At 57.1% G+C, this 22,099-nt stretch carries 34 protein-coding genes; 1 reads left to right on the forward strand and 33 read right to left on the reverse strand.

The genetic code is table 11. The annotated features are described in order from the left end of the window. Nucleotides 1–80: 80 nt before the first annotated feature. The 25 genes from BA177_RS13145 to BA177_RS13270 all read right to left on the reverse strand — a co-directional run bounded on the left by BA177_RS13145 (nucleotide 81) and on the right by BA177_RS13270 (nucleotide 13,106). Nucleotides 81–434: a VOC family protein gene (locus BA177_RS13145; protein WP_068616925.1), complete on the reverse strand. Its 354-nt coding sequence runs from the start codon at nucleotides 432–434 to the stop codon at nucleotides 81–83. 20 nt (nucleotides 435–454) lie between these two features. Further along, the gene (locus BA177_RS13150; RefSeq protein ID WP_068616927.1) at nucleotides 455–901 is read right to left on the reverse strand and encodes a hypothetical protein; all 447 of its coding nucleotides are present in this window, start codon (nucleotides 899–901) and stop codon (nucleotides 455–457) included. 16 nt (nucleotides 902–917) lie between these two features. Beyond that, on the reverse strand, nucleotides 918–1,379 hold the full coding sequence (locus BA177_RS13155; protein ID WP_068616930.1) for an OsmC family protein: 462 nt from the start codon (nucleotides 1,377–1,379) through the stop codon (nucleotides 918–920). Nucleotides 1,380–1,398: 19 nt separating this feature from the next. Then, nucleotides 1,399–1,788, reverse strand: a complete 390-nt coding sequence (locus BA177_RS13160; RefSeq protein ID WP_068616932.1) for a cupin domain-containing protein — start codon at nucleotides 1,786–1,788, stop codon at nucleotides 1,399–1,401. A 31-nt stretch (nucleotides 1,789–1,819) separates the two neighbouring features. Then, the gene (locus BA177_RS13165) at nucleotides 1,820–2,158 is read right to left on the reverse strand and encodes a tRNA-binding protein (protein ID WP_068616934.1); all 339 of its coding nucleotides are present in this window, start codon (nucleotides 2,156–2,158) and stop codon (nucleotides 1,820–1,822) included. A gap of 29 nt (nucleotides 2,159–2,187) precedes the next feature. Then, nucleotides 2,188–2,814, reverse strand: coding sequence for a MarC family protein (locus BA177_RS13170; RefSeq protein WP_068619353.1), 627 nt, complete (start codon nucleotides 2,812–2,814; stop codon nucleotides 2,188–2,190). Nucleotides 2,815–2,897: 83 nt separating this feature from the next. Continuing rightward, nucleotides 2,898–3,434, reverse strand: a complete 537-nt coding sequence (locus BA177_RS13175) for a GNAT family N-acetyltransferase (RefSeq protein ID WP_068616937.1) — start codon at nucleotides 3,432–3,434, stop codon at nucleotides 2,898–2,900. Nucleotides 3,435–3,472: 38 nt separating this feature from the next. Next, nucleotides 3,473–3,679 carry a hypothetical protein gene (locus BA177_RS13180; protein WP_068616939.1) on the reverse strand — a complete coding sequence of 69 codons (207 nt, stop codon included), beginning with the start codon at nucleotides 3,677–3,679 and terminating at the stop codon, nucleotides 3,473–3,475. A 23-nt stretch (nucleotides 3,680–3,702) separates the two neighbouring features. After that, nucleotides 3,703–3,930 (reverse strand): hypothetical protein, encoded by a 228-nt coding sequence (locus tag BA177_RS13185; protein WP_068616940.1) that lies wholly within the window; start codon nucleotides 3,928–3,930, stop codon nucleotides 3,703–3,705. Between the two features lie 7 nt (nucleotides 3,931–3,937). Continuing rightward, a complete protein-coding gene (locus tag BA177_RS13190) occupies nucleotides 3,938–4,702 on the reverse strand; it encodes an SDR family NAD(P)-dependent oxidoreductase (protein WP_068616942.1) in 765 nt (254 codons plus the stop codon). Nucleotides 4,703–4,736: 34 nt separating this feature from the next. Then, nucleotides 4,737–5,198, reverse strand: coding sequence for a GNAT family N-acetyltransferase (locus tag BA177_RS13195; RefSeq protein ID WP_068616944.1), 462 nt, complete (start codon nucleotides 5,196–5,198; stop codon nucleotides 4,737–4,739). A gap of 105 nt (nucleotides 5,199–5,303) precedes the next feature. Further along, nucleotides 5,304–5,717: a DUF3052 family protein gene (locus BA177_RS13200; RefSeq protein WP_068616946.1), complete on the reverse strand. Its 414-nt coding sequence runs from the start codon at nucleotides 5,715–5,717 to the stop codon at nucleotides 5,304–5,306. Between the two features lie 28 nt (nucleotides 5,718–5,745). Further along, nucleotides 5,746–6,372: a LysE family translocator gene (locus BA177_RS13205; RefSeq protein WP_068616949.1), complete on the reverse strand. Its 627-nt coding sequence runs from the start codon at nucleotides 6,370–6,372 to the stop codon at nucleotides 5,746–5,748. 197 nt (nucleotides 6,373–6,569) lie between these two features. Continuing rightward, nucleotides 6,570–7,157: an HD domain-containing protein gene (locus BA177_RS13210; protein ID WP_068619355.1), complete on the reverse strand. Its 588-nt coding sequence runs from the start codon at nucleotides 7,155–7,157 to the stop codon at nucleotides 6,570–6,572. A gap of 42 nt (nucleotides 7,158–7,199) precedes the next feature. Beyond that, entirely contained in the window at nucleotides 7,200–7,457 is a 258-nt protein-coding gene (locus tag BA177_RS13215) for a ribosomal protein L7/L12 (RefSeq protein WP_068616951.1), read from the reverse strand. Next, entirely contained in the window at nucleotides 7,454–7,828 is a 375-nt protein-coding gene (locus BA177_RS13220) for a hypothetical protein (RefSeq protein ID WP_068616953.1), read from the reverse strand. Before BA177_RS13220 ends, BA177_RS13215 begins: the two co-directional genes overlap by 4 nt. 111 nt (nucleotides 7,829–7,939) lie before the next feature. Continuing rightward, nucleotides 7,940–8,482: a hypothetical protein gene (locus tag BA177_RS13225; protein WP_068616955.1), complete on the reverse strand. Its 543-nt coding sequence runs from the start codon at nucleotides 8,480–8,482 to the stop codon at nucleotides 7,940–7,942. A gap of 64 nt (nucleotides 8,483–8,546) precedes the next feature. Then, nucleotides 8,547–8,978 (reverse strand): GFA family protein, encoded by a 432-nt coding sequence (locus tag BA177_RS13230; protein WP_068616957.1) that lies wholly within the window; start codon nucleotides 8,976–8,978, stop codon nucleotides 8,547–8,549. Beyond that, entirely contained in the window at nucleotides 8,978–9,229 is a 252-nt protein-coding gene (locus BA177_RS13235) for a hypothetical protein (RefSeq protein WP_156762825.1), read from the reverse strand. The genes BA177_RS13230 and BA177_RS13235 overlap by 1 nt, the downstream gene beginning before the upstream one ends. A gap of 147 nt (nucleotides 9,230–9,376) precedes the next feature. Continuing rightward, nucleotides 9,377–9,748 (reverse strand): VOC family protein, encoded by a 372-nt coding sequence (locus BA177_RS13240; protein WP_068616961.1) that lies wholly within the window; start codon nucleotides 9,746–9,748, stop codon nucleotides 9,377–9,379. A gap of 49 nt (nucleotides 9,749–9,797) precedes the next feature. Next, nucleotides 9,798–10,310, reverse strand: a complete 513-nt coding sequence (locus BA177_RS13245) for a DUF4199 domain-containing protein (RefSeq protein ID WP_068616963.1) — start codon at nucleotides 10,308–10,310, stop codon at nucleotides 9,798–9,800. A 120-nt stretch (nucleotides 10,311–10,430) separates the two neighbouring features. Beyond that, on the reverse strand, nucleotides 10,431–10,829 hold the full coding sequence (locus BA177_RS18650) for a response regulator transcription factor (protein WP_197493034.1): 399 nt from the start codon (nucleotides 10,827–10,829) through the stop codon (nucleotides 10,431–10,433). Nucleotides 10,830–10,950: 121 nt separating this feature from the next. Then, the gene (locus BA177_RS13255) at nucleotides 10,951–11,352 is read right to left on the reverse strand and encodes a nuclear transport factor 2 family protein (RefSeq protein ID WP_231892448.1); all 402 of its coding nucleotides are present in this window, start codon (nucleotides 11,350–11,352) and stop codon (nucleotides 10,951–10,953) included. Nucleotides 11,353–11,430: 78 nt separating this feature from the next. After that, on the reverse strand, nucleotides 11,431–11,751 hold the full coding sequence (gene sugE, locus BA177_RS13260) for a quaternary ammonium compound efflux SMR transporter SugE (RefSeq protein WP_068616967.1): 321 nt from the start codon (nucleotides 11,749–11,751) through the stop codon (nucleotides 11,431–11,433). 599 nt (nucleotides 11,752–12,350) lie between these two features. Next, entirely contained in the window at nucleotides 12,351–13,106 is a 756-nt protein-coding gene (locus BA177_RS13270; RefSeq protein WP_068616971.1) for an MOSC domain-containing protein, read from the reverse strand. 400 nt (nucleotides 13,107–13,506) lie between these two features. Here BA177_RS13270 and BA177_RS13280 point away from each other — a divergent pair, with 400 nt between their 5' ends. Continuing rightward, a complete protein-coding gene (locus tag BA177_RS13280) occupies nucleotides 13,507–14,628 on the forward strand; it encodes an aminotransferase (RefSeq protein ID WP_068616975.1) in 1,122 nt (373 codons plus the stop codon). Between the two features lie 195 nt (nucleotides 14,629–14,823). On the opposite strand, the gene BA177_RS18655 is transcribed toward BA177_RS13280, so the two are convergent. The 8 genes from BA177_RS18655 to BA177_RS13310 all read right to left on the reverse strand — a co-directional run bounded on the left by BA177_RS18655 (nucleotide 14,824) and on the right by BA177_RS13310 (nucleotide 21,879). Further along, a complete protein-coding gene (locus BA177_RS18655) occupies nucleotides 14,824–14,997 on the reverse strand; it encodes a hypothetical protein (protein WP_156762826.1) in 174 nt (57 codons plus the stop codon). A 136-nt stretch (nucleotides 14,998–15,133) separates the two neighbouring features. Continuing rightward, the gene (locus BA177_RS13285) at nucleotides 15,134–15,625 is read right to left on the reverse strand and encodes a hypothetical protein (RefSeq protein ID WP_068616976.1); all 492 of its coding nucleotides are present in this window, start codon (nucleotides 15,623–15,625) and stop codon (nucleotides 15,134–15,136) included. 188 nt (nucleotides 15,626–15,813) lie between these two features. Continuing rightward, nucleotides 15,814–16,308, reverse strand: a complete 495-nt coding sequence (locus BA177_RS13290) for a lactoylglutathione lyase family protein (protein WP_068616978.1) — start codon at nucleotides 16,306–16,308, stop codon at nucleotides 15,814–15,816. Between the two features lie 373 nt (nucleotides 16,309–16,681). After that, a complete protein-coding gene (locus BA177_RS13295; RefSeq protein WP_082990102.1) occupies nucleotides 16,682–19,648 on the reverse strand; it encodes a TonB-dependent receptor in 2,967 nt (988 codons plus the stop codon). A gap of 319 nt (nucleotides 19,649–19,967) precedes the next feature. Beyond that, entirely contained in the window at nucleotides 19,968–20,624 is a 657-nt protein-coding gene (locus BA177_RS13300; RefSeq protein ID WP_068616980.1) for a hypothetical protein, read from the reverse strand. Nucleotides 20,625–20,782: 158 nt separating this feature from the next. Next, on the reverse strand, nucleotides 20,783–21,028 hold the full coding sequence (locus tag BA177_RS18395; protein ID WP_082990103.1) for a VF530 family protein: 246 nt from the start codon (nucleotides 21,026–21,028) through the stop codon (nucleotides 20,783–20,785). A 92-nt stretch (nucleotides 21,029–21,120) separates the two neighbouring features. Beyond that, a complete protein-coding gene (locus tag BA177_RS13305) occupies nucleotides 21,121–21,369 on the reverse strand; it encodes an RNA recognition motif domain-containing protein (RefSeq protein ID WP_068616982.1) in 249 nt (82 codons plus the stop codon). A gap of 183 nt (nucleotides 21,370–21,552) precedes the next feature. After that, the gene (locus BA177_RS13310; protein ID WP_068616984.1) at nucleotides 21,553–21,879 is read right to left on the reverse strand and encodes a hypothetical protein; all 327 of its coding nucleotides are present in this window, start codon (nucleotides 21,877–21,879) and stop codon (nucleotides 21,553–21,555) included. Nucleotides 21,880–22,099 lie beyond the last annotated feature (220 nt).

The following is a 22,099-nucleotide window of genomic DNA, read 5'->3' on the forward strand; positions in this document are numbered from 1 at the left end:
TACAATCACGCGGACTGACGAGACGCGCGTCAAAAGAAAACCGGGCTTACAGCCGTGTCAACGCGATCCGAACTACGCGATCAACGCTCTGACCACAGTGCGTATTCGTTGCCACACGGGTCCAGAAAATGAAAGCGGCGGCCGCCGGGAAAGGAGAATATTTTCTTGCTGATCCGCCCGCCTGCGTCGGTCACCCGTTGCACGGCCGCCTCAAGATCCTCATTGTAGAAAACGACCAGCACACTGCCGGCCGCAACTGTCGCCTGGCTTTCAGCGCGGTAAAAGCCTCCCGCGAGCCGGCCATCATTGAATGAACAGTAGTCCGGCCCATAGTCTTCGAATGTCCAGCCGAACAGCGTTTTGAAAAACACCTGAACTGCAGCCGGATCGCGTGCAGGAATTTCGATGTAGTCGATCCTGTTTTCTCTGTTCATATTTATTCCCGGAACAATGCTCAGCTCGCTAAGGATTTGAGACGCAGGATCGGTCGCTCTGCGTGTATCGTCACGTCACCAAACTTTCCCTGCAACTCGTAGATGCCATCACCTGTACGCCGCAGCCCGTTGATTCGGCCGAGGCCCAGGCGGCTCGCCAAACCAGCAATGGCAGCTTTATCCGCTGTTCGGTTCGCAGCAACCAGGCGCACGCAATACGGGAACTCGAGAACTCCGGGCCGGATGCAAGCATCCTCGGAAGGCCGTGGCTCCTCATAAAACGGGTGTTGTGGAGCAAGGCATATATCGAGCTCCAGCAACAACGCTTCGCCGTTCACATGCCAGGACAACACGTACGAAGCCGTCAGGTCTACCGCCTTGAATTCGCGCAGAGCTGTCCAGTCTGTGGTGTCATCACTCATTGTAGGAACTTGTTGGTTGGTAGCGTCGTTCACCGTTTCAGTCATTCCTGCTCATCGTCACTCAGGATACCGGTTCAACGCGTATTTCCGTGCGCACTGAGTTGGCGATAAAACATTGTTCGTGCGCTTCCTCGTGCAATGTCGCGATCAATTCACGTGATGGACTCGCGCCGCTGTACGACGCCTCCGGGAAAAGCACCACTTCGCTGACCATCATGCCGCCCCTTTCGTTCTTGCCCATTTTTCCGATCGCCCGATCAACGTAGTCATCGACCACGATGCCGCGTTGCACGGCGAGCGAGAGAAAAAACAACATATGACAACTCGCCAGAGACGCCACGTACGCTTCTTCCGGGTCAACGTTCTCGGCAACGGACATTGGTAACGGCACGATATGCGGTGAAGCCGAGGCCGGCACCACCGCGCCGCCATCAAAGAGCCACTCGTGAGCACGACTGTAACGATTATCCACAAAGGGCTGGTCGCCACGGCGCCAATGTACGGTCGCGTTAAACCGTGGCATAGCGGTTACTCCTCATGCTCTAGTCACCTGGCTGTTGCCGGTTCTCGGTGCCTTCGCCGGGCGTGACAAACAACATCGTCGCCATTTCAGACACTTTCGCTGTGTGCCAGGTTCCCTTCGGCACCACCACGAATGCTCCGGCCTCGCTCAGAGAAACGCGGCGCTCTCCGCCGGCTTCGTGCAACAGCAAGTCGGCGCTCCCTGCGAGCAGGCAAACGATTTCATCGCCTTCCGGGTGTCGCTCCCAGGTCGGCCAGTCAGTGGTGAAACGGTACGCTGATATGAGCGAGTGACCGGCGAACGTACCGTAGCGTTTATCAAGGTCCTGCCAGAAGGTTTCATCGACGGGTAGCACAGTGGCGGAAAGTTCGGGGTCGACCACCACAAAACTGGAAAAAAGATTCTGCATGCCGGCTCCTTAGGCGAAGATTGGGCGTCTATCAGGCTAACCGCACCCCATTCGGACAAGGCCGATCAGGTACCGCGAGTATCACACTACCGTCAGCCTGAATGAATCCGGTGACGAGGCATTCCGACATAAACGGTCCGATCTGTTTACGAGGAAAATTAACCACTCCCATCACCTGCTTGCCCACCAGTTCATCCAGCGTGTAGTGATCAGTGATTTGAGCAGAGGAACGGCGGATGCCGATCTCGTCACCAAAGTCGACGGTAAGCTTGTACGCTGGCTTGCGCGCTTCCGGAAAGGCTTCGGCCGCGACGATCGTGCCGGCTCGCAACTCCACGCGTTCAAACTCTTTCCAGGTCAAATCAGTCATCGATCAAATCTCTTGGTGTTTTCCCGACCTTAAAACAAACCACTCTGCGCGAGGCCATCGAGTACGAACTGCACAGCCAGTGCCGTCAGCAGCACACCCAGAATCCGGGTAATAACCTGCATCCCCGTTACGCCGAGGAAGCGCTGCAATTGGGTCGCCAGCAACATGCCAATCAAGGTCACGAGCAAGACCGCCAGCAATGCCAGCACAACTGCTGTCTGCAACAGAAAGTCACCTTGCGCATCGGACATGAGCAGAATCGACGCACCCATGGCGCCCGGCCCCGCGATCAACGGTGTCGCCAGCGGAAATACCGTGATGTCCTGACGGACAGTCGCCTCCTCGTTCTCCTCGGCGGTCGTGGAGGTTGCGCCGGACGATATCGCGAAAACCATTTCTATACCGATCAGCAGCAAAAGTATGCCACCGGCGATCCTCAGCGCCGGCAAGGAAATGCCCAATGTCGACAGTAGGAATTCACCCGCCAATGTGAAGAACACCAGTATGCCGGTCGCAATCAACGTTGCGCGCAGAGCGATACGCCGACGCATCCGCGGCGAGGCGTCCGCTGTCAGTGCCGCGAATACGGCCATGACGTCGGGCGGCCCTACGGTCGCAAAAAATGTCGCAAATGCGACAAACGCTGTCTCAATCATTGTCTGTTCCCGGTCCGGACGCTGAAGCTTACTAGCTTCAGCGGTCACACCCAATGGCATTGTGGAATCCCGTGCGCCCCGGGCTAAAGTGATTGCTCGCGGCTGACGTAGAGGTTCAGCTGCGCTGCGTTGCCGGCCAGCGTCAGCCGCCGGTCGAAGCGCATACCCAGTCGCAAGAGCAAAGCATTTGAGGGCTCATTGTCCGGCGTCGCAAGCGCAAAAACCTGCTCAATATCAGGGTGATGCCGCGCTTGCCGAAGTACCAGTGCGGCCGATTCCGCCGCAAACCCCTGCCGCCGAAACGCCGGCAGGAATGCGAAACCAAGATCCGGCGCGTCCAGACCGGCGCGGCGAACCAGCCCGCAAATGCCAACCGCCACAGCATCTGTCTTGCGCTCGACGCGGTACATGCCGTAGCCGTATTCCCGGTACCCGGGCGCAATACGCTCCGCTATATACGCCTCTGCGTCCGCGGCGGTACGCACGCCACGATCGCCGACATAGCGCAGGAAATCCGGGTCGTTCAAAACGGAATGAATGAGGTCGGCGTCAGCGCAGCTTAGTTCACGCAATACCAGCCGATCAGTTTCGCCAACAACCCGGCCAGCCTCTTTAGCCATTGCCTGGCGGTCGCACTGCGGGCACACCGCGCCCGGATCTAGGGGTCACTGCTTCGCGACAGCGTGGTATCTGACGATGTGTCACCCGCCGCCTGCTGGCGCTGTTCCCGCTCCGCGATACGCTTCTGCACTATTTCCAGTTTGCGTGCATGGTCGCGCCGTTCGGAAGGCACTACGAAAACAAACCAGACGGCGACAAAGAGCCCCATCGCGATCAGGAAACCGTATACCAACGTCCAATCCATGCTCCCCCCGATTTATCTAACGATTAAAAAAGTGCGCGTACCAGCAATAACAAACCGAACACGCTCAACGGCAAACCGACAACCGCGCCGATCACGCTCATCGTCAGTGCCACGCCTGTCACCATCAAGGTCAGGCCCAATAACGCGGCTACGACCCGGGTGCACAGACTGATAACAAAACCCAGCAAACGCCACAACAGCACGAACGGCAACAGCAATATCGGCGTGGATTTGTCAGTATCGTTGTTCATGCGGTTCTCAGCTACGTAAATACGAGGCGCCATTAACGTCGATGATCGCGCCGGTGGAAAACTCAGCGCCAGCGGATGCCAGAAACAACACGGCAGCCGCAACTTCCTCTGGCCGGGCAACCCGACCGAGCGGGCTTTGCGCCCGAATGGCGTCACCTGACTCGCCTTGCAGCGAGGCAGTCGCCATATCGGTCTCGACAAAACCGGGAGCAACAGCCGCTACGTAAATCTGTTTCGCTGCCAATGCGATTGCCAGTGATTGGGTGAGCGAGTTCAAAGCGGCCTTGCTCGCCCCGTAGGCGGGTGCGTCGGGCTCGCCCCGAAAGGCACCGCGGGACGTCACATTAATGATACGACCACCACCATTGGCCGCCATGTGCCGCGCCGCCGCCCAGCACACGTTAGCGGGGCCGGTCAGGTTGGTCGCCAGCGTTCGTTGCCATGCAGCCATCCAGTCGACCAACGCCGTATCCAACGGTGCGTGTGCCTCGAAAACACCGGCATTGTTAACCACGGTGTCCAGACCGGACAAATTGCGAATCGCCTGTTCGACAACGCGCAGGGAACCGTCAGTGGTCGCTACATCCGCTTTGATCAGACAATGTCCAGCGCCAGCGAGCGACGCAAGTGCCTCCTCGGCGGCCACCTTGTTGCCGCGATAGTTCAGCGCGACCGTCGCCCCGCGAGCGGCAAATGCCTGCGCAATGGCCCGGCCAATCCCGCGCGATGCGCCTGTTACCAGAACCTTGCGTCCGGCAAAGCCGTCACTCACTGGGTAGACTCCAACGTTGCAGCCTGCTTTGCATTCATAATTCCTTTATGTAGCGGAGCAGTTCCGGCGCGTATCCACAATGTTCGTATACTGCGCGGGCGCGGCGGTTACTTTCGATTACGTGCAACGTCATCGCCTTTGCGCCGTGCCGCCGCGCGTTCAACTCGGCTTCAGCCAACAACGCTTTGCCCGCCCCGCTACCCTCCGCTTCGACCGCGACCACGATCACCTCAAGGTGCGCACCCGGCTCATGGCTCAGCAGGTCCGGGCGCAACGTAGTCAGGGTCATGCCCACTATTTTCCCTGCAGAAACAGCGACCTGCACCAGGCATTGTGGCGCATCGCCGGCCAACCATTCGCGCAATAACGCGGCATCGCCGGTCCAAAGGTGTTCAGCTTTGCGGTGCGCCGGTATCTCAAAAGCGGCAAGCCGCGGCAAAAGCGCCAGCATCGCATCACCATCATCAGTTGTTGCATCCCGTATTTCTATACTCATCTCTTCCCTGGTTTATTGTCCCGACTGAAAGGTCGCCGGACACGAATCACAAAGTGTACCCGAGCTATCCCCTGCTGTTTGCCACAGGCACTTCCCGGGGCAGTATCACAGCCCGGTACGCAGCTCTTTGCGGATGACCAGCTTTAGACCAGACCAGGTTTCGTCTACGGCACAAACCTTGACGTCCACCAGCCCAAGCGGCAATGCGACTTCCCTGATCGTATCCTCGGTGATATCGGTGGCCACGCCCGATGCCCGCTTCGGCCATGACACCCAGATGCATCCGTTTTGCCGAATAACGGTGAGCAGAACCGGCAATGTGCGGCGCAGCTCGCGCTCCTCCCGAGTGAAGAAATGGCAAAGATCGACATCGGTTCGCAAACGCGTCGAGAATGTCACCCCGGCCGGCAACGGAGCCAGTAGTTGCTGGTAGTGTTCGGGCTCGTTCTTCAGGCGCACGCGCGCCCCTTCGCGAATGCCCAGCTTGCGAGCCAGCGGGGTTGCAGAATACCCAGCCATAATCCGGCTTACGCGCCCGTTAGTTTGATCATCGTTCGGCCACCAACAGTTTGATCGCCAGCCCGGCAAATACGGTGCCGGCTACCCGGTTCAAGATCCGTTGCGCGCTGCCCGAACGGCGCAGGACCGCACCGACCGAGCCTGCGAATATGGCAACAGAGCCGAACACGAGCACTGTCGCTACCGCAAAGACCGCGCCGAGAATCAGAATTTGCACCACCACGGAACCGCGTTCCGGACTGACAAACTGCGACAAGAAAGCCAGGAAGAAAATAGACACCTTTGGATTCGTCACGTTCATTACGATTCCGCGCACATACAACTGCCGCAACGTCAGAGCCGGCTGCTCTTTGACCGTCAATGCGCTCGCGCCTGCTCTGAAGGCTTGCCAGGCGAGATAAAGCAAATACAGGGCACCGGCAACCTTCAGCGCCGTGAACGCAACGGCTGATGTTTGAAAGATTACCGCGATGCCCAGCGCCACCGCTGTGGTATGCACGATAAGCCCGGTACACAGACCGGCCGTGACAATCAGGCCGGCACGGGCACCACCCAGTGCTGACTGGGTCAAGACAAAAATATTGTCCGGCCCCGGCGCAAGCGCCAGCAATACGCTCACTACAAAAAATGCACCAAGTACATCTATCGGGATCATTCAACGGCACTCAGGTGGCCACGGTAGTTGCCACGCATCCTAGGGCAGTGCCGGGAAACGGGCAAATGGACCCCAGTAATAGTGTCGCTACGCAGGATCGCTACAGGTGTCATCCTTATTCGCTGGCTAGCACGGGCATTGCAGAGACCGTAACCGAACGGCCAGCCAGCGATCGGGGACAAACCCGGTCGCGACCGTTATTTCAACAATCGCGCTTCTGCATCGAGGGCCCGCTGCTCCGTTTCCACATCGAGCATGCTGCGCAATGTCGCCGTTAGCGGGTTATCCTCGGTGTAACGTTTGCCGTAGTGCAAGTTGAAGCGGTAGTCGAAGCCGTCCGGATTCTTTCCCTGGATATGCTGAAGTATGGTCTCCAGTTTATCGAGCCCTTTTGCCAGCCGCGCTTCAGCCGTTTCCGCACGCTCGTACTCATCCCACAGTCCGGTGATTTCCTCTTGCAGCCGGCCAGGCAGCGGCTCAAGCAACTGCAGAAGATCCCGACGCTCAGCAGCGGACTTATCCGGCATACCAACCTGTTCCGGCGCCGGGATATCACCGCTGATTGCTTCACCGAGATCGTGAATCAGGCAGATCTTGACCAGGCGAGAAAAGTTGATCTCGGGAAAGTGCTCCTCAACCAGCAACGCCATCATGCACAAACGCCAGCTGTGTTCAGCAACACTCTCCAGCCGGCCTTCCGATGTATAACAATGCCGGATCGTATTCTTGAGTTTTTCCGTGCCACGCAAAAAATCGAGCAAGCCATTGAGTTCAGCAATATCCATGGCGTCCATACTACTCCGGGCACTGCGATGACGAGTAGCCCATCAGGTCAGATAGCGGTACACGAGCCAACCCAGCAGACCGAGCACAATGATAACGAGCTGGCGGCCGCCTGTACTTTCCTCGCGAAAGGCCTGATCTGCGCCACGTTGCGGATGTTGGCGAAGGTACGTATCAATCAAATCTTTGGCTTCTTTGAGTCCGAGATTGCGCTGCTCACGCAGGCGTTTGATCGCCTCCAGTTTACGTCCGGCACGTAACGCCTCCCGCACCCCCTGCGGCAGTTCATCCGTAGCCGTCACGTGTCACCGCCGTCACTGCCCGTCGAACCGTAGGAATCGACCACGGCGATTTTGCCGATGATATGGGTGTTGAAGTTGGCCAGTTCTTCCGCCGGTATCCACAACTCAGCGTGCTGCGACCCGCCAACAACCTGTACCGCAAACTGCTCCAGGTAGTCGCTGTCGACGTCAAAGCGAGTGACGAAGCCGGCCCCGCTGTCGCGTACATTCCAGTCCCGGGCGATTTGCCGGGCATAGTCCCTGTTGAGAACCGGGTAGAAGATCGGCTGTTCGGGCAGTCTTGGCGGAAAGGCGCTGAAATCGGCAGCCTCGATCAGGGCGAGTTCCTGCGGGCCCACCGGCCGGTAGAGTGTCGTCGTCTGGGGGCACATGCGTTTTCTCGTCACAGCAGCGGCCTGACAGGCACCTCAAGCAGCGCTCAGGATAATTTACAACCTATTGACTAACAATGCTTTTCAGGCGGCACACTGCTCCCGACACTGTCAGCACAGGTCGGGCCTCAGGTCGACGAACACCGACACCTCACCGCCCTCTTCCATGTGCTCGTCCTCACCTTCGTAGAGACTCACAAGCCCGTGTTCATCGCAATGAAAACGACTGGAGCGCGAGCCAGCATCACCGCTTTGCACCGGCGCACCGAACTGCGCTTCAAGGTTGCTTGATAACCGCTCGTAAGCGGCCGCCTGCTCATTCTGATTATTGACGGCGGCGAGATACCAGACACCGAGTGCCACATCACTCTCGTCGCAGGCAACTTCGATGAACATTGGCAAGTCAAACACCGAACCGCGAAGCTCAGTGACATTGAGCATACCCAGCGTCTCCATATCCTGCTGGCGCTGGCCGACCACCTCAGCGCCGGCCTGCTGCTCCGCTCGCACGATAGCGCTGCACGTTGCATCCGCCGCGTAGCCACGAAATGTAAACACCGGCTTCGAACAGGCTGACAGCAAAACGCTAGTGATCAGCAATACCGATAGAAACAGTGCGCTACCGGAATTATTGCGAGTTTGGCTGAGCTTCATAGCGTGATTATCCAAAGTTGTAAGGCTCGTACGACACAGGCAACCACAACCGGCTGCCAGTGAATCAATCGGATTTCGCTGTGGACTCGCATCGGGGGTCATCGTCCCATTCGGCGAATTGCGGCAATGCATCGTCAATCTCGTACCACTTGGCTTTTGAGGCGACAAACTGATGGTAAGCCGGTGCGATACCCGCATCGTCATCCAGCACGCCGAGCGCGACGTAAGTGCTGCCCGCGAAACTGCGATGCCGGGTAAAGAGCGTAACACCACAAGCGCCACAGAAGTGCTTATCCAGTTTGGCCGTTGCCGCGTAACGAACGATGCGCTCAAGGCCGGCAGTAACGTTCAGATTGCTGTCCGGCACCTCGCAGTACGCCGCAAATGCCGAACCTGTAAGCCGACGGCAGTGCGAGCAGTGACAATAGCCAATGTCGCGCGGCTCGGTGTCGAACGCGAATCGCACTGCCCCGCAATGGCAGCCGCCGGTACGCATTACAGCCCGCGCGCCGTCAGTATGCCGAGGTTCTTGCTGGAACTGATCACGATCAGGCCCACGACGATTAACAACGTGTTGAGCAAGGACATCGCCATGGCGCCTTCCGCGAACAGGCCGGACGATTGCCCGCCGCTGCCCATGCTCGCAACCACACCTGTGGTCAGAAGCAGCACGCCGGGCAGTGCCGTTGCAATAAGTGCAATACCGATAAAACGCCAGATCAGCGCGGCGAGAGTGTCTGCAGCCATTGTTACCTCCTGGTCAGTCTTCGCTGCCATTCTACTGCTAACAAAGGCCAGTGGCCCGCATCAGCAGGAAGGGGTCGGCAGAGCGAAGACTTGCAGGGTCACAGAATGTGGGCGGGAGCGCGCTGCTGCCACGATCGCCGCAACGGCTCAGACGTGCTGATCGATGAGGATCGGGTTGTCGTCCGGGTCGAGCAACGTGAAGCTGGCTGGTCCGGTGCTGCTCTCGTCGGCCTCACTCGCCAGGCTAACCCCCTTGGCTTTGAGTGACTTTTGCAAAGACCGCACGTCGGTAAACTCGTCCAGTGGCTCGGCTTGTTCATTCCAGCCCGGGTTGAACGTGAGAATGTTCTTGTCAAACATGCCCTGAAACAGCCCGATTGTGCAGCTCCCGTTGCGCAGCACCAGCCAGCCCTGCTCCTCATGACCACCGTGCACACTGAAACCCAGCTTCAGGTAGAAATCCTTTGAAGCCTGCAGATTTTTAACACTCAGGCTGATAGAAAAGTTTCCCAGTTGCATGGCATCACCCCTGTCATTTTGATTAAAGACCCACTGCCTGGTACCCGGGCTAGTCCGCTCTCAGCACGGCGCTGTCTTTGAGTGCGAACGCCGCGATCAGGCTCATCAGCACACCGACCGGGAATATCTCGATGAAAGTGATCGGCAAACGCTGCCAGGGACTGGCGTACATGGCGCGCATCTTGTCCGTTTCCGCAACCGCTGCAGCGAGTTCAGCTGGCGACGCCCCGGCGGCCCGCTTGTCTGCCAGAATCGAGGCGATGTACTCATCGATGAATACGTAGTCGGTGACCGCAAGATAAAGCTCCCAGACCGCGACGTACACGACACTGGCCACGACCGTGATGCCAAGGCCGACAGCGAATGCCGTGCGGCGACGGATGATGCCGCCGAGCGCCTGGTCCCGGTGTTGTTTCACCGCGACGAAGATCACGCTGAAGGCGATCAGCATTATCAGGTACCCGAGCCAGACCGACGCTACGCCGAGTTCGTAGCTGAGGGTACTGATGACAATGATCACCAGCCCCGTGATGATCCCGTAAATACCCGCCAGTTTGATCACGCTGCACCTCCTGGTCCGCAGTCTGAATCGTGCCCGACACGGTACGCCGGGTCGTCACCCGTAGGGGTGATTTGGCGAAAATCACCCGAATTAGTGCCCTCAAACCGCCTCAGGTGCGATTTACCCAACGAGCTTCAGCGAACGGGCCTTTTCCACGGCTTGCCCACGCCGGGCCACGTCGAGTTTCTGGTAGAGACTCTGCAGATGAGTCTTGACTGTGTTGACGGACACGAACAGCGCATCGGCTATCTCCTGGTTCGAGCGACCCTCGGCCAGCAAGGCCAGCACCTCCTGCTCACGGCGACTGATGCCAAGGTAGTTCAGAGCGGCGCTGTTAACACCGGTTGAGGTGCACGACCGGCGTCGGGTCAGCCGGTGACCGAGCCAAACACCCAAGCCGGTGAACAAGAAGCACAGAACCACGACATAGATTTCAATCGGGTACCGCCGTGTCAAAAACTGCACTTCGAACCAGTCGAGCAGCATTGCACCGCCTGCCATCGCGGTGCCGTAATACACGATGAGCTTCGTGCGCGGCGAGATTGCCCGGAGCCACCCGGAACCGGACAATCTCGTCAAACCGCGTGCGGCGCTGGCGGAGCGAGACGAGTTTCTGTCTGCAAGCGCCACCGCAATCGAACTAGGCCAGCAAGGGCTGCAGATGCACAGCCGTATCAGTGAACTGCTCGAACGACACCGCCTTGCCGTCGGCAAACTTCCAGACATGCGCGTAAGGTGCCTTGAAGCTCTTGCCGGTCGCCTTGTACGTGGCGCTGTACTCGCCAATCACCACAACAGTGTCGTCGTTGGCAATATACTCACGAGGTACAGCTGAAAAGCCGTGCCACTCCGTACCCAACCGTTTGAACACGTTCTCAAGCACCGCATCCGGTCCGATGGACACGCCGCCGTAGGGTCCACCCGCCGCCTCCGTCCAGTGTATGTCCTTGGCCATAACGCCCAGGACAGTCGGAATATCGCCCGTCGCAAACGCTGCGTAAATGCCCTTGGCAATTTCTTCGTTGTTATTCATAGATGTCATCTTCCATTTTTCTTATCGTTGTAGGTGAAACACGAAACCGGAATTCCGCAAGGCCTCGTTACCAGCCGTGCCAGATTGTCAGACGGGCGTAGCCAGTTTGAGCCCGACGATGCCAGCGAAAATCAGACCGACACTGACCAGCCGTGCTGCATTGGTGGGCTCGTCGAACAGCACGATTCCGAGTAATACCGTACCGAGCGCGCCAACACCAACCCAAACGCTGTACGCAGTGCCAACCGGCAGAGATTTCATGGCCATGCCGAGCATCCAAAGGCTGACGGCCATGGCGAGTACCGTCCACACCGATGGCCACAGGCGACTGAAGCCTTCTGTGTATTTCAAGCCGATCGCCCAGGCGACCTCAAACAATCCCGCGATAACCAGAATTACCCAAGCCACAGTACGTCCTCTTCGACAATTGGGGTCGTCCCCGATCAAGGGTGGAGCGGTGAGGTCGTCCTCACTTCCGAAGGATGGCCGGCACGTGACAGCGCCAGCGATACACAACACACCAGGAGGCTACAACTTTTGAACCGCCATGGCACAACATTGGTCACCACGGAACCCTGCCATCAGTTGAAGGTTGCCACAAAAGATGCGACCAGAATCAGGAAACTGATGAACGCGCCAATTGCAAACACAGCCAGCAACCTGCCGACGCTGAACCTGGCCGCGCGTTGCTCCGTTGCTGGCACCTGTGACTTGATGACGGCCACGACCAACGACACACAAAGCCCAACCCAGAAGACCGGCAACACCGAGGGCAGATCGCCAAAATTCGACGCTGACGCGCTGGCCGGCAACGCGGCGCACAAAGCGCAAGGAACTCGCCAGCGTGAGCGAGCCAGAATGCGAGTCGACCAAGAAATCACGTTAGGCGACTGTGCGCTTAACGCCATAGCGCATGGATGTTCATTTTGCATAACCATTTTCACTCCGGTCGCTGGACACGGCACAGTGGGTGCATTGTTTACAGCGCCATGCAGAGTTGCTGGCAACTAGGACTGAACGTTCACGGTCGCTCCACTGCGCACAATAGCGGCACTCTTTGTTCTAAGCGCAACGCCGGCCCTGCCTTCGTTACTCTTCAGGACAGTCCGGATTACATTCATATCACGTGGCAGCTCGCGCTGGCTCATCGTCACCATGATGCAGCGCCGGGTGTCGTCATGCACCTGGCACGTCAGTGAGTCGAGGACGATGTCCTTTGCCAGCCATTCGTTTTCGATAAAGCCGATTTCATCACATTCGACCAGAAAGTTGGGCCGGAAACGCGCCGGATGAATGGTTGAATCGGGCAGCAGTGCCGTCAACTTTTTCAGCGTCGCGGTGGTCAGCATCTGCAGCGGCACACTGTCAAAGAACGCGCTCAGCCCGGGCTCGTACAGGAATGGTTCGCCCTCACCGTCCGTCGGCGAGGTCGGAAATTCGTGCTGTATCGTCGTGTTGTTTCCCGCGGAACGTGTAGTGACCTGTCGCCCCAGCAACTCAGAGAGGCCACTCGCAGCCTCTGCCGAGCCGGCTGAAACGTCGCGACCGCACGGCAACGTGATCGTTACCGCATTCTCGCCGGTAGTCGCGCGGCACGTAAGCAGTTTCGGGTATCGCTTTGCGCTCAACGATACGCCGGTCTCCGCATCGACCACTGCCCATTGCCGGTCTCCCTGGATACCAGCGGGGCCGACTTCCGCTTGCTTAAGCTGCTCCCCCTGCATGGACTTTACCGGGTACCGCCAGATTTCCGCTATCTTCATTCCTGTTTCCTGTTACGGCGGTTGGCCTGCGGCTGCAGCAAGCATTCAGCGCATCGTTCAGATTGGCGACCTGATCGCCACGGCAAGCGGCCATTGTACGTACGCACGCGCATCGCATCACCCCTGGCGATATTGGTCACGCTGATCGGAATTGCGCAAGGCGGACTACAGCAGGGCCGTGACGCCCTGTTCGTGAGCTTGCCGAACGGTTTATGCGACACTGGGCGCCTGGCGCGCACAGGCGGCTGAATTATCCGGCAGCAAACTAACCGGCCCCCTAGCTGGAACGTGCAGCTTGTCCGCAGCGGAATGTGCCGCCATGTGCTGCGCGGGTTTCGGGCCGGACACGATTGTCATCGCCTTCGCCAACGCAACTCAACCTGACAAGAGACCGTGACCTATGCATATCGAACCCTTTGCCGTCGAAATATGGATGAACGAATGGGAAACCCGCTGCGAATGGAATCTGGCCGAAACCTGCGTTGACAGCCTCACCCTGGGTGAACTGCTGGAACTGGCCGGCAAGGGTGAGTCGGAACTTTCGGGTCTGCTGTCAGTAAGGCTGGGTTATGGCGAGATCGACGGGTCGGAACGACTGCGCACAGCAATTTGCGCGCTGTACGACCGGCAGAAAACGGACAATGTCGTAGTCACCCACGGCACGATCGGCGCCAACATGCTGGTTCACAAAGCCCTCGTCGCTTGCGGGGAGCGCGTGGTCGCGGTGGTGCCAACCTATCAGCAGCACTACTCAATTCCGGCCAGCATCGGTGCTGACGTGCACACGCTCAAACTCCGCGAAGAAGACAACTTCCTCCCCGATCTCGACGCATTACGTGCGCTGGTCACTTCCGGCACCCGGCTGATAGCGATCAACAACCCCAACAACCCGACCGGCGCGCTCATGGACCGGTCGATGTTGACGGAAATCGCTTCTATCGCACGCGCCGCGAACGCCTGGGTCCTGTGCGACGAGGTCTACCGTGGCACCGACCAAACCGGTTCCGGCATGACGGATTCCATCGCTGACATCTACGAGAAAGGCATCAGCACGGCGGGCATGTCCAAAGCCTACGCGCTTGCAGGCCTGCGACTGGGCTGGATAGCCGCACCGCGTGAGGTGATCGAGGCGGTATCCATCCACCGTGATTACGACACCATTTCCGTCGGCGTGATCGATGACCATTTTGCTGCGTTGGCACTGGAACATCGCGACAAAGTGTTGGCGCGGAGCCAGTCCATCACCCGTGGCAACCTCGCGCTGCTCGAAGAATGGCTACACGGTGAACCCCGTCTGTCGTGGGTAAAACCGCGTTCCGGCACTACAGCATTGCTGAAATACGATCTGCCCATGAGCTCGCGAGAGTTCTGTGTCACTCTGCTCAAGGAAACCGGCGTCATGTTCACGCCGGGCTCGGCGTTTGATATGGAAGGCCATATCCGCATCGGCTATGCAAACGACCGGGCGATTCTGCAAGAGGGGCTCAGTCGTGTGTCCGGGTTCCTCCTGGCTCACGCGTAACAGCACATTCTCCGTCCGCTGGCCAATGATGTTCAGCGCGGCAGTTCGGGACATTCACAGTCAACGAAAGCACTGGTGGCGTTACCACAAGATACCCGCCGTGAATGCTGATCGGTGAAGTCTGACGATCAAGCGGAGCCCAAACCGCCGTAAACGGCCAAAGGCGGCTGCGGAAGACCGGTCAGATCACGAGCCCTATTCTTCTTTGTAATCCGGGCGCAATACCCCTTGCTCTTTCAGCGTCTTGATCAGCTTGTCCAACCTCACATAGGCAACAACACCCAGCAGGCCGAACACCAGTGCCGCATAAACCATTGCATTTCCTCGTTGCCAGTTTCGAATTCTGTAGTACGCCAAAAAGACTAACACTGACCGCAATCCCGCCAAACTCCTTTGGCATCCCGAAATCAAGACAGTGGATGGCCTTGGCTGCAATGCCGCAACACGCGCACACCGATTTCAATCGCTAACCGGCCGAGCGGCAGATCGCAGGGAATAGCCCGATTCAGGCCTTAAGTTCGTACAGGCTGATTGCTGTAATCTCCTCCCGCGACAGTGGCCGTCTCGCGAGAAAAATCGCAAACCAGATTGCTACAAACCAGAACACCAGGTCGACGAACGATACGTAAGCCAAGCCGGTCTGAACATACTCCGCAAAATCATCACTGCCGATTACGTGCAGCGGCGATCGTCCAGCGCTCAAGATGGCCCGGATCACATTGCCGAGGACACAAGCCGCGATCGTGTACAGGGCAGCTGCCACCGCGAACCTCATCTGAATACCCCGCCCGAGATACTGCATTGAAAAGCCGATCACGATACCGATGCCAGCCGCCGCGAATCCGTACGAAAACGGCCATACCACGGTGGTGAGCCCGTAAGCAGTGGCAGCAAGCAGCATGGCAATTGCACCCACAATGAGCGCTGCCGCAAAGTTTTGCTCCGCCAGCAGCGCCTCTGCCAGTTCGTAATTCTTTTGTTTGTCTACTTGCTGCATTGGGGCCCGCCTTGGTAGCGAGATTAGCCAGGAGCGGCTTATACAAAATCACCCATAGACCGTCATGTTTCCGCCGGTAGCGGTCTGTAGCAAGCCGGCTACCGGGAATTCTAGCGAAAGCCCCCATTCAGGTACATAGAGGACTGTTCGACAATGACAACGTTACTGCGGCAGCGAACCGGTGACAGCTAATAAGCGCCCTTCGAATAGGTAAGCTCATAGCTGTGCGAGTAGACCTCGAAAATAAGGCCGAAAGGGTCTTCTACGTAGACCATCTTGTACGGCTTCTCGCCCGGGTAATATTCGCGAATAGGCATTCGCTGTTTGCCACCGTGCGCCACGATCTTCTTGACGAGTCCCTCGATATCCGGGTCCTGCACGCAGAAATGAAACGTGCTCGTCTTCCAGTATTCGAAATCTTTCGGCCGTTCGTTGTTCTTGAACTCGAAAATTTCCACGCCTATTCGGTCGCCAGTGGACATGTGCGCAATCTTGAAAGAACCCCAACCGCTACCGAAGACGTCGATACACATTTGTCCAATAGGTGTGTCCGATTCTTCGGTAATTACAGTTGGTTTCATGATTTGATACCAGCCCATAACTGAACTATAGAATTCAACGGCCTTTTCAACGTCGGGAACCGAAATTCCGATATGTGAAAATGTTCGGGGATAGTTGTTCATGCTGACGTCACCTTGGTAAGTGTCATTTACGACTCAACGGACATAACGGTGAACGAAACGTGGATGGCCTGCGACGGCGTTCCGAAGAACGCATTGCCATCGTGTCCGCTGCTCACCAGGGACCTATTCATACGATTTCGGCTCGATGTATAGCAGAGCTGGCACGGCTCCGGACTGGCTGTATCGGGTAAACGCACAGTACCACTACGCAGCAACGCACGCCGATTGACGCGTCAAGACAAAGCTGGGTCTGGCGAAAAGTCAGAGACCAAGCGCTTTCCGGCCAGCGTGGCACATCAGCAAACCCCGCAAACAAGCAGGCCCCGGCGAACGATCGCCGGGGCCTGACTACTAACTACCAGCAAGTGATCAATCAGAAGTCGATCGAAGCTCGCAGGCGAATTGCGCGCGGCAACTGTGCATTGCGCGTTGCCAGGAAGGTCGGATCCGGATCAACAACACCGTCGGTCATGATCTCGTACACCCGGGTTGCATCCTGACTGTTGAACAGATTGAACACGTCCAAGCCGAACTGCGCCGTGTGACCGTTGAAATCGGTCGTGTAGGTTGCACTGACGTCCACGTCAAATATCCACGGTGTCCGCCCGAACTTGCCCTTCGGCAGGTACTCGAATTCGCGGTCCTGTGAAGTCCAGATGCCGTCGTTCGGGTCAATGCAATTGGCAACACAAACGTAGTTCATTTCCTTGCGGGTCTGTGAGTTGTACGGATTGCCATGCCCTCGCGCATTGATCGGACGACCCGAAGTCAACGACAGGTTAGTGCCGATGGTCAGTTTGTCGGTCAGCGCATAGGCACCGAAGGCTTTGATGGAATGACGTTGGTCATTGGGCAGATCTCCCCAGTTCGAGTTGATAAACATGACGTCATCACCTGACTCGGTCCAGCCTGGAATATCATTGCCGGTATCCGAGTTCACACCACCTTCGTAGTTGCCGTAGCTGTGCGACCAGGTATACGACAAGCGCGTTGAATAAACGCCATCCCATTCCCGGTTGAAGACAAACTCAACAGCGTTGTAGCGGCGAGTCGGCGTAGCGCTGCCGATGGGATCGGGATTGCCGTCACCGTCGAGGTCGTAGCCGAACTGCTGTGCCCGACCCAGGTCAACCGTTACCGTTTCTATCGAACTGTCATCGCACTCGTTATCCACGGTGAGCGGCTGGCCGACATTGCCGAAGACCCAGCGGTCGATTGAGCCACAACCCGGCACGTCAACGTTTACGTACATGTCTTCGATCGCATTTTTGAAACGCCGATGAATACCGCGAACGCCGAGGCTCCAGGTATCGGTCAGCATGCGTTCGTAACCGATGATGATCTCGTCCTGATGGCTGGCATCCAGATCCTGATCGACTTTGAAGCGCTGCTCGGCACCCAGGCCTTCACCGCTGCCGAACTCAACCACTGCACCGATTTGTTGGCCGTAGATCGGCGTGTAGTTGGTCAGCCCGTTGGACGTTGTGTTGGTATCGAGGCCGTTCAATGCGTAGTAAGTACGCGTATCGATGGTGCCGCCACCTTCACGCGCGGCCAGGCCATTGGCAATCGGGAAATAGTAGCGACCAACATTGGCAAACAGCTTGGAAGTACCCTGCCCGCCTATATCCCATGCCACGCCGAAACGCGGCGAGATCATGTCGTCAACCTTGATGAAGGAATCGCCCGCTGCGTCATCCGTTTCGAACTGGTCCCAACGCAAGCCGAGGGTTGCCGTAACATCTTCCGTAACGTTCCAGATATCCTCCAGGTACGCCGCCGACGTTCTGGCCTCAAAGATGCCACCGCGGATTTCGCGACGTTCCAAAACGTACTCGGTTACACCAGCCGGCACCGTTACGTTGTTCAAACTATCGCCCGGGGTTGTGTTGTTGAGTGTAAAATTTGCCTGCATAGGGCCTACCGAAGCACGCCGCATGTTCGTTGTACGCAACTCCCGGTCGACGCCAAACCGCAACAGGTGGCTGTCGTTGAACTGGTACTCAGCGTCTATACGCATGGCGTCACGCGAATTCACCCGTTTGTCATTGCGCAGCTGGGTTGTACAACCAATGTGCTGATCCACACCGGCGCGATCATCATAGACACGATTACATTCGGACGACGTATTGGTACGGCCGTCGTAGTTGCGTTCGTTCTCGCCATACAGCACTTTCAGAACAAGGTTGTCGCCGAAGAAACCGGTGTACGTCAAGGCCCAGTTGGTACCGCCAAGATCGGTAGTCTGGGTCTCTATGAGCGAGCCGGAGTCATAACGATCCGCCACGTCGGCCCGGTCGTCGGAGAATCCAAAGAACTCCAGCGAGTGATTGTCAGTGATGAGCCAGTCGAGCTTACCGCCCCAGGTCGCGGTGTCATCTTTGGAATCGCTGATTGAGTTGCCCGCAGTGTTGCCGGATTTCGATTCAACCAGTCGCGGTTCATACAGTGCATAGAAAAAGAGCTTGTCGCGGATGATAGGACCACTGGCATAGAAACTCGCACTGGTGGAACTCAGGTCATCGTCAGTGCGATTGATCAGGCGATTACCATCGCGATCAAAGAAGTCCTGACCGTCAGCACGAAACGCATCGGGCGTCGTATAAACATCGGCGCCGTAGTGGAATTCGTTGCCGCCTGACTTCAGAACAGCGTTAATAACGCCACCCGTGGTGCGGCCGAATTCGACGGAGTACCCGCCGGTCTTGACCTGGAATTCTTTGAACATTGAAAACGGCACGTCGGAATAGCCAACGCCTGTTTCCACGTCACTGACGTTCAGTCCATTGATGAATACCGAGTTTTCGCCGACTGACGAACCACCGAAAGAGATGCCGCCGAACGGTACGCCGGTCGTGACACCCGGTGCCAGCAAGGCAACCGAACCGGCAGTTCGGCCGATGGGAATTCGTTGCAGTTCGGCGAAATCAATATTCAGCGCCGACTCTGTTGAGGCCATATCCAACCCCGTCACCATTGAGGCCGTGACGACGATGTTGTCGATCGCGCCGCCAGTCAGAACGAGATCAACGGTCGTCGCACTGGCAATGCCGACGGAGATTTCTTCGATAACAGCATCACCAAATCCGTCTTTCGTGGCCGTCAGCCGGTAATCACCAACGGGCAGTCGCGCGATGCGAAAGCGGCCGTCACTGGAAGCGCCAACACTACGCCGGTAGCCATTGGCAGTATTTTCGATGGTTACCGTGGCATTGGCCTGAGGCGAATTCGAACGATCTACGACGACGCCCGACACGCTACCGTCTGTGTTTTGCCCCCACACCAATCCTGGCAAGGCGACCAAAACAACGAGTAGCAGACGTGCAAATATTCCTTTCATTTTTATCCCCCCCCAACAATGAAACAGGTTTATGGCTCCGCGAAGACCGACCGGAATTTGAACGTACGGAAACTAACATTACTTCCGTTAATGTTAAACAGAAACCTGCTTGCGCAGCACTCGGTTTGGGCGCAATACAATTGGCCGGAAAAAGACTTATGCGATTGCGTTATGCATACGGCACTACACTGTGATCATCAATCCACCCTCGCCGCAAGATTTCGGACCGTTTGCTACCCGGTTCACCTGCTGAGCAGCATTCTGCAACCGATCCTTAAGCTACGGCAGCTGCGCTGGCATGCCCCGTGCAAGCCGGTCGTCACTTAGTTGCCTGCCCACCCGTCGAAATAAGGGAAACGCCCGCTCGCACGCACGCTGGAGAGGCATAGCAGTAATAGCGCTTTCTTATTCTTAGGTACGCAACGTAGCCCAGGTGTGCGACGTTCAGCCGACGGCTGACGGCCAGTGACGGAAGATTATCGACCGAGATGTACCAGACGACATTTCGTTGAATGCCTGCCGCCTGATCCGCGCACCGTCTTGCATTGGCCCTGGCTCTCGCCAGTCTCTTGCCGCGGTGATCCGGGTGGGTAAAGCTGGCGTAAGCGTAAGTCAGCGTGTCGGGAAAGGCGAATTCCAGGCCACTACGCGCCACTGTCGATCTGCCCGCATAGAATTGATAGCCGACCAGCTGCGAGTCAAGCAGGTTCGCGAAACACCGGTCCCGCCGTACGAAGGCATTGGAGCGGTCATGCTCTGCACCCAGCAACTGCAACCCACTGCGGTATTCATCCGCCGATACCTGCCGGGTCACGTACGGTTCGACGACCGGCGAATCCGTCGCTTCGCCCGATGCGGTTTCGACACGCATGATGTCAAAATCGACCAACCGCTGCAGGGCTCTGTGTGCATAGACACGCACGGTGCGGAACAACCCGTAGTGATTCAGGTAAAACGCAAGCCTTTCCCGGTTCATTGTGGAGCCTGTTGGTGAGCACTCGACCTGAGATTGTTTTCGGTCTGTCGTTATTGCCGGATCTTTCTTTGCAGATACGGAACACCGGAGTTTCTGGTACTTTGTCCGACTGCATGCCCGGTCAATCCAACCAAAATCGATGGGCGTCTCAGCATCGTTTATCTGGCGCTGCCCCACGGGGATGGCCGGGAAAATGTCGAAATATACAAGCCCTCGACCTTATCTCTGGCCCACTGGGTCTTGCGCAGGAATTTCAGTGACGATTTTACTGATGGATCAGTCTTGAAACAATTTACGTCGATTCTCTGTGCCAAGCCATCCCAGCCGTAATGTTCCACCAGTCTCGTCACCACGGTCGCGAGAGTAACGCCATGCAAAGGATTGTTTACCTGTTCAATGGTCATCACTTACAGTGCACGGACAGCACGATAAGTGCTCATGGTCGAAAGCGGGACAATGCCCGTCGCGGCATGCAATGCCGGTTTCCGGATCCAACTCATCCCGCCTTACTCTCAGCTTTCTTAACGCGAATCTTATTGCCATCAACAGACGTGTTATTCAGGTTTTTCATTGCCGCTTTCGCGTCACCGACCTTCGGCATCTCGACAAAGGCAAACCCCTTGGATCCGCCGGACGCTTTGTCTATCACCAGGTTGCAGGATTGCACCACACCGTATCCCTGAAACAGGGTTCTTAGCTCGTCCTCGGAAGTGCTGCGAGCAAGATTACGAATTATCAATTTCATGAGTTTTCAAACCATTGAGCGCCAAGTGAATGCGCAAGAGGACTTCACCCTGTTGCGTCCAGCCGCCAAATTCGCCGGGATTCGATACGTTCGGCTGGGGGCGACAATGGAAGGCAGTATGCATCAATAGTCGGCGACAGCGCACTGTTGCGCAGCCGCCCTTTGATAATCAGTACGGCAGTCTCAGTATTCGGCGTTCGGACTTTGTGACTTGCCCACTAAACGCGCGGCCTGCTCCGCACTGAATCCTTGGGCGATATGCCAGTCATAATCCATCCACGGGTGCATGTGATCCCATTTTTGAACCGCCTCCAGACCTTCCGCACCAGGTTTCCACTCGTACTCCGTGTGACCAATGCAATGAAACATGGGCAAGTCATTGACATGGCCTGCGTGGGTCATATCTTGCTGACACGGATCAGACTCCGCTGGCAACAGCCGGTGCGTGTTGCCCAGCAGCAAGACAGCAACACCCAGAATAGCGGATCCTGCGAAGACCTTCTTACTCATAACCAATCCTCCCGGACTTGAGTGCATTGAGAAGTAGATGCCTCTCACGGTCATTTTGGATGCAGGACTGCCTATTGATTCCCGGTTCTGTTGATCCCTTATGTCGCTTTGAGCGCCTGCGTTCGACTGCACAGCAGATATTCAGTCAGGCGTTTTCCGGCAAGCCACTCGCTCGGTTCCAAGAATCAAGAGAATGACACCCCGGTAGCTCAACCATGTT

Origin of the sequence: Woeseia oceani, from assembly GCF_001677435.1 — a bacterium.
In the GTDB taxonomy this organism is placed as follows: Bacteria; Pseudomonadota; Gammaproteobacteria; order Steroidobacterales; family Woeseiaceae; genus Woeseia; species Woeseia oceani.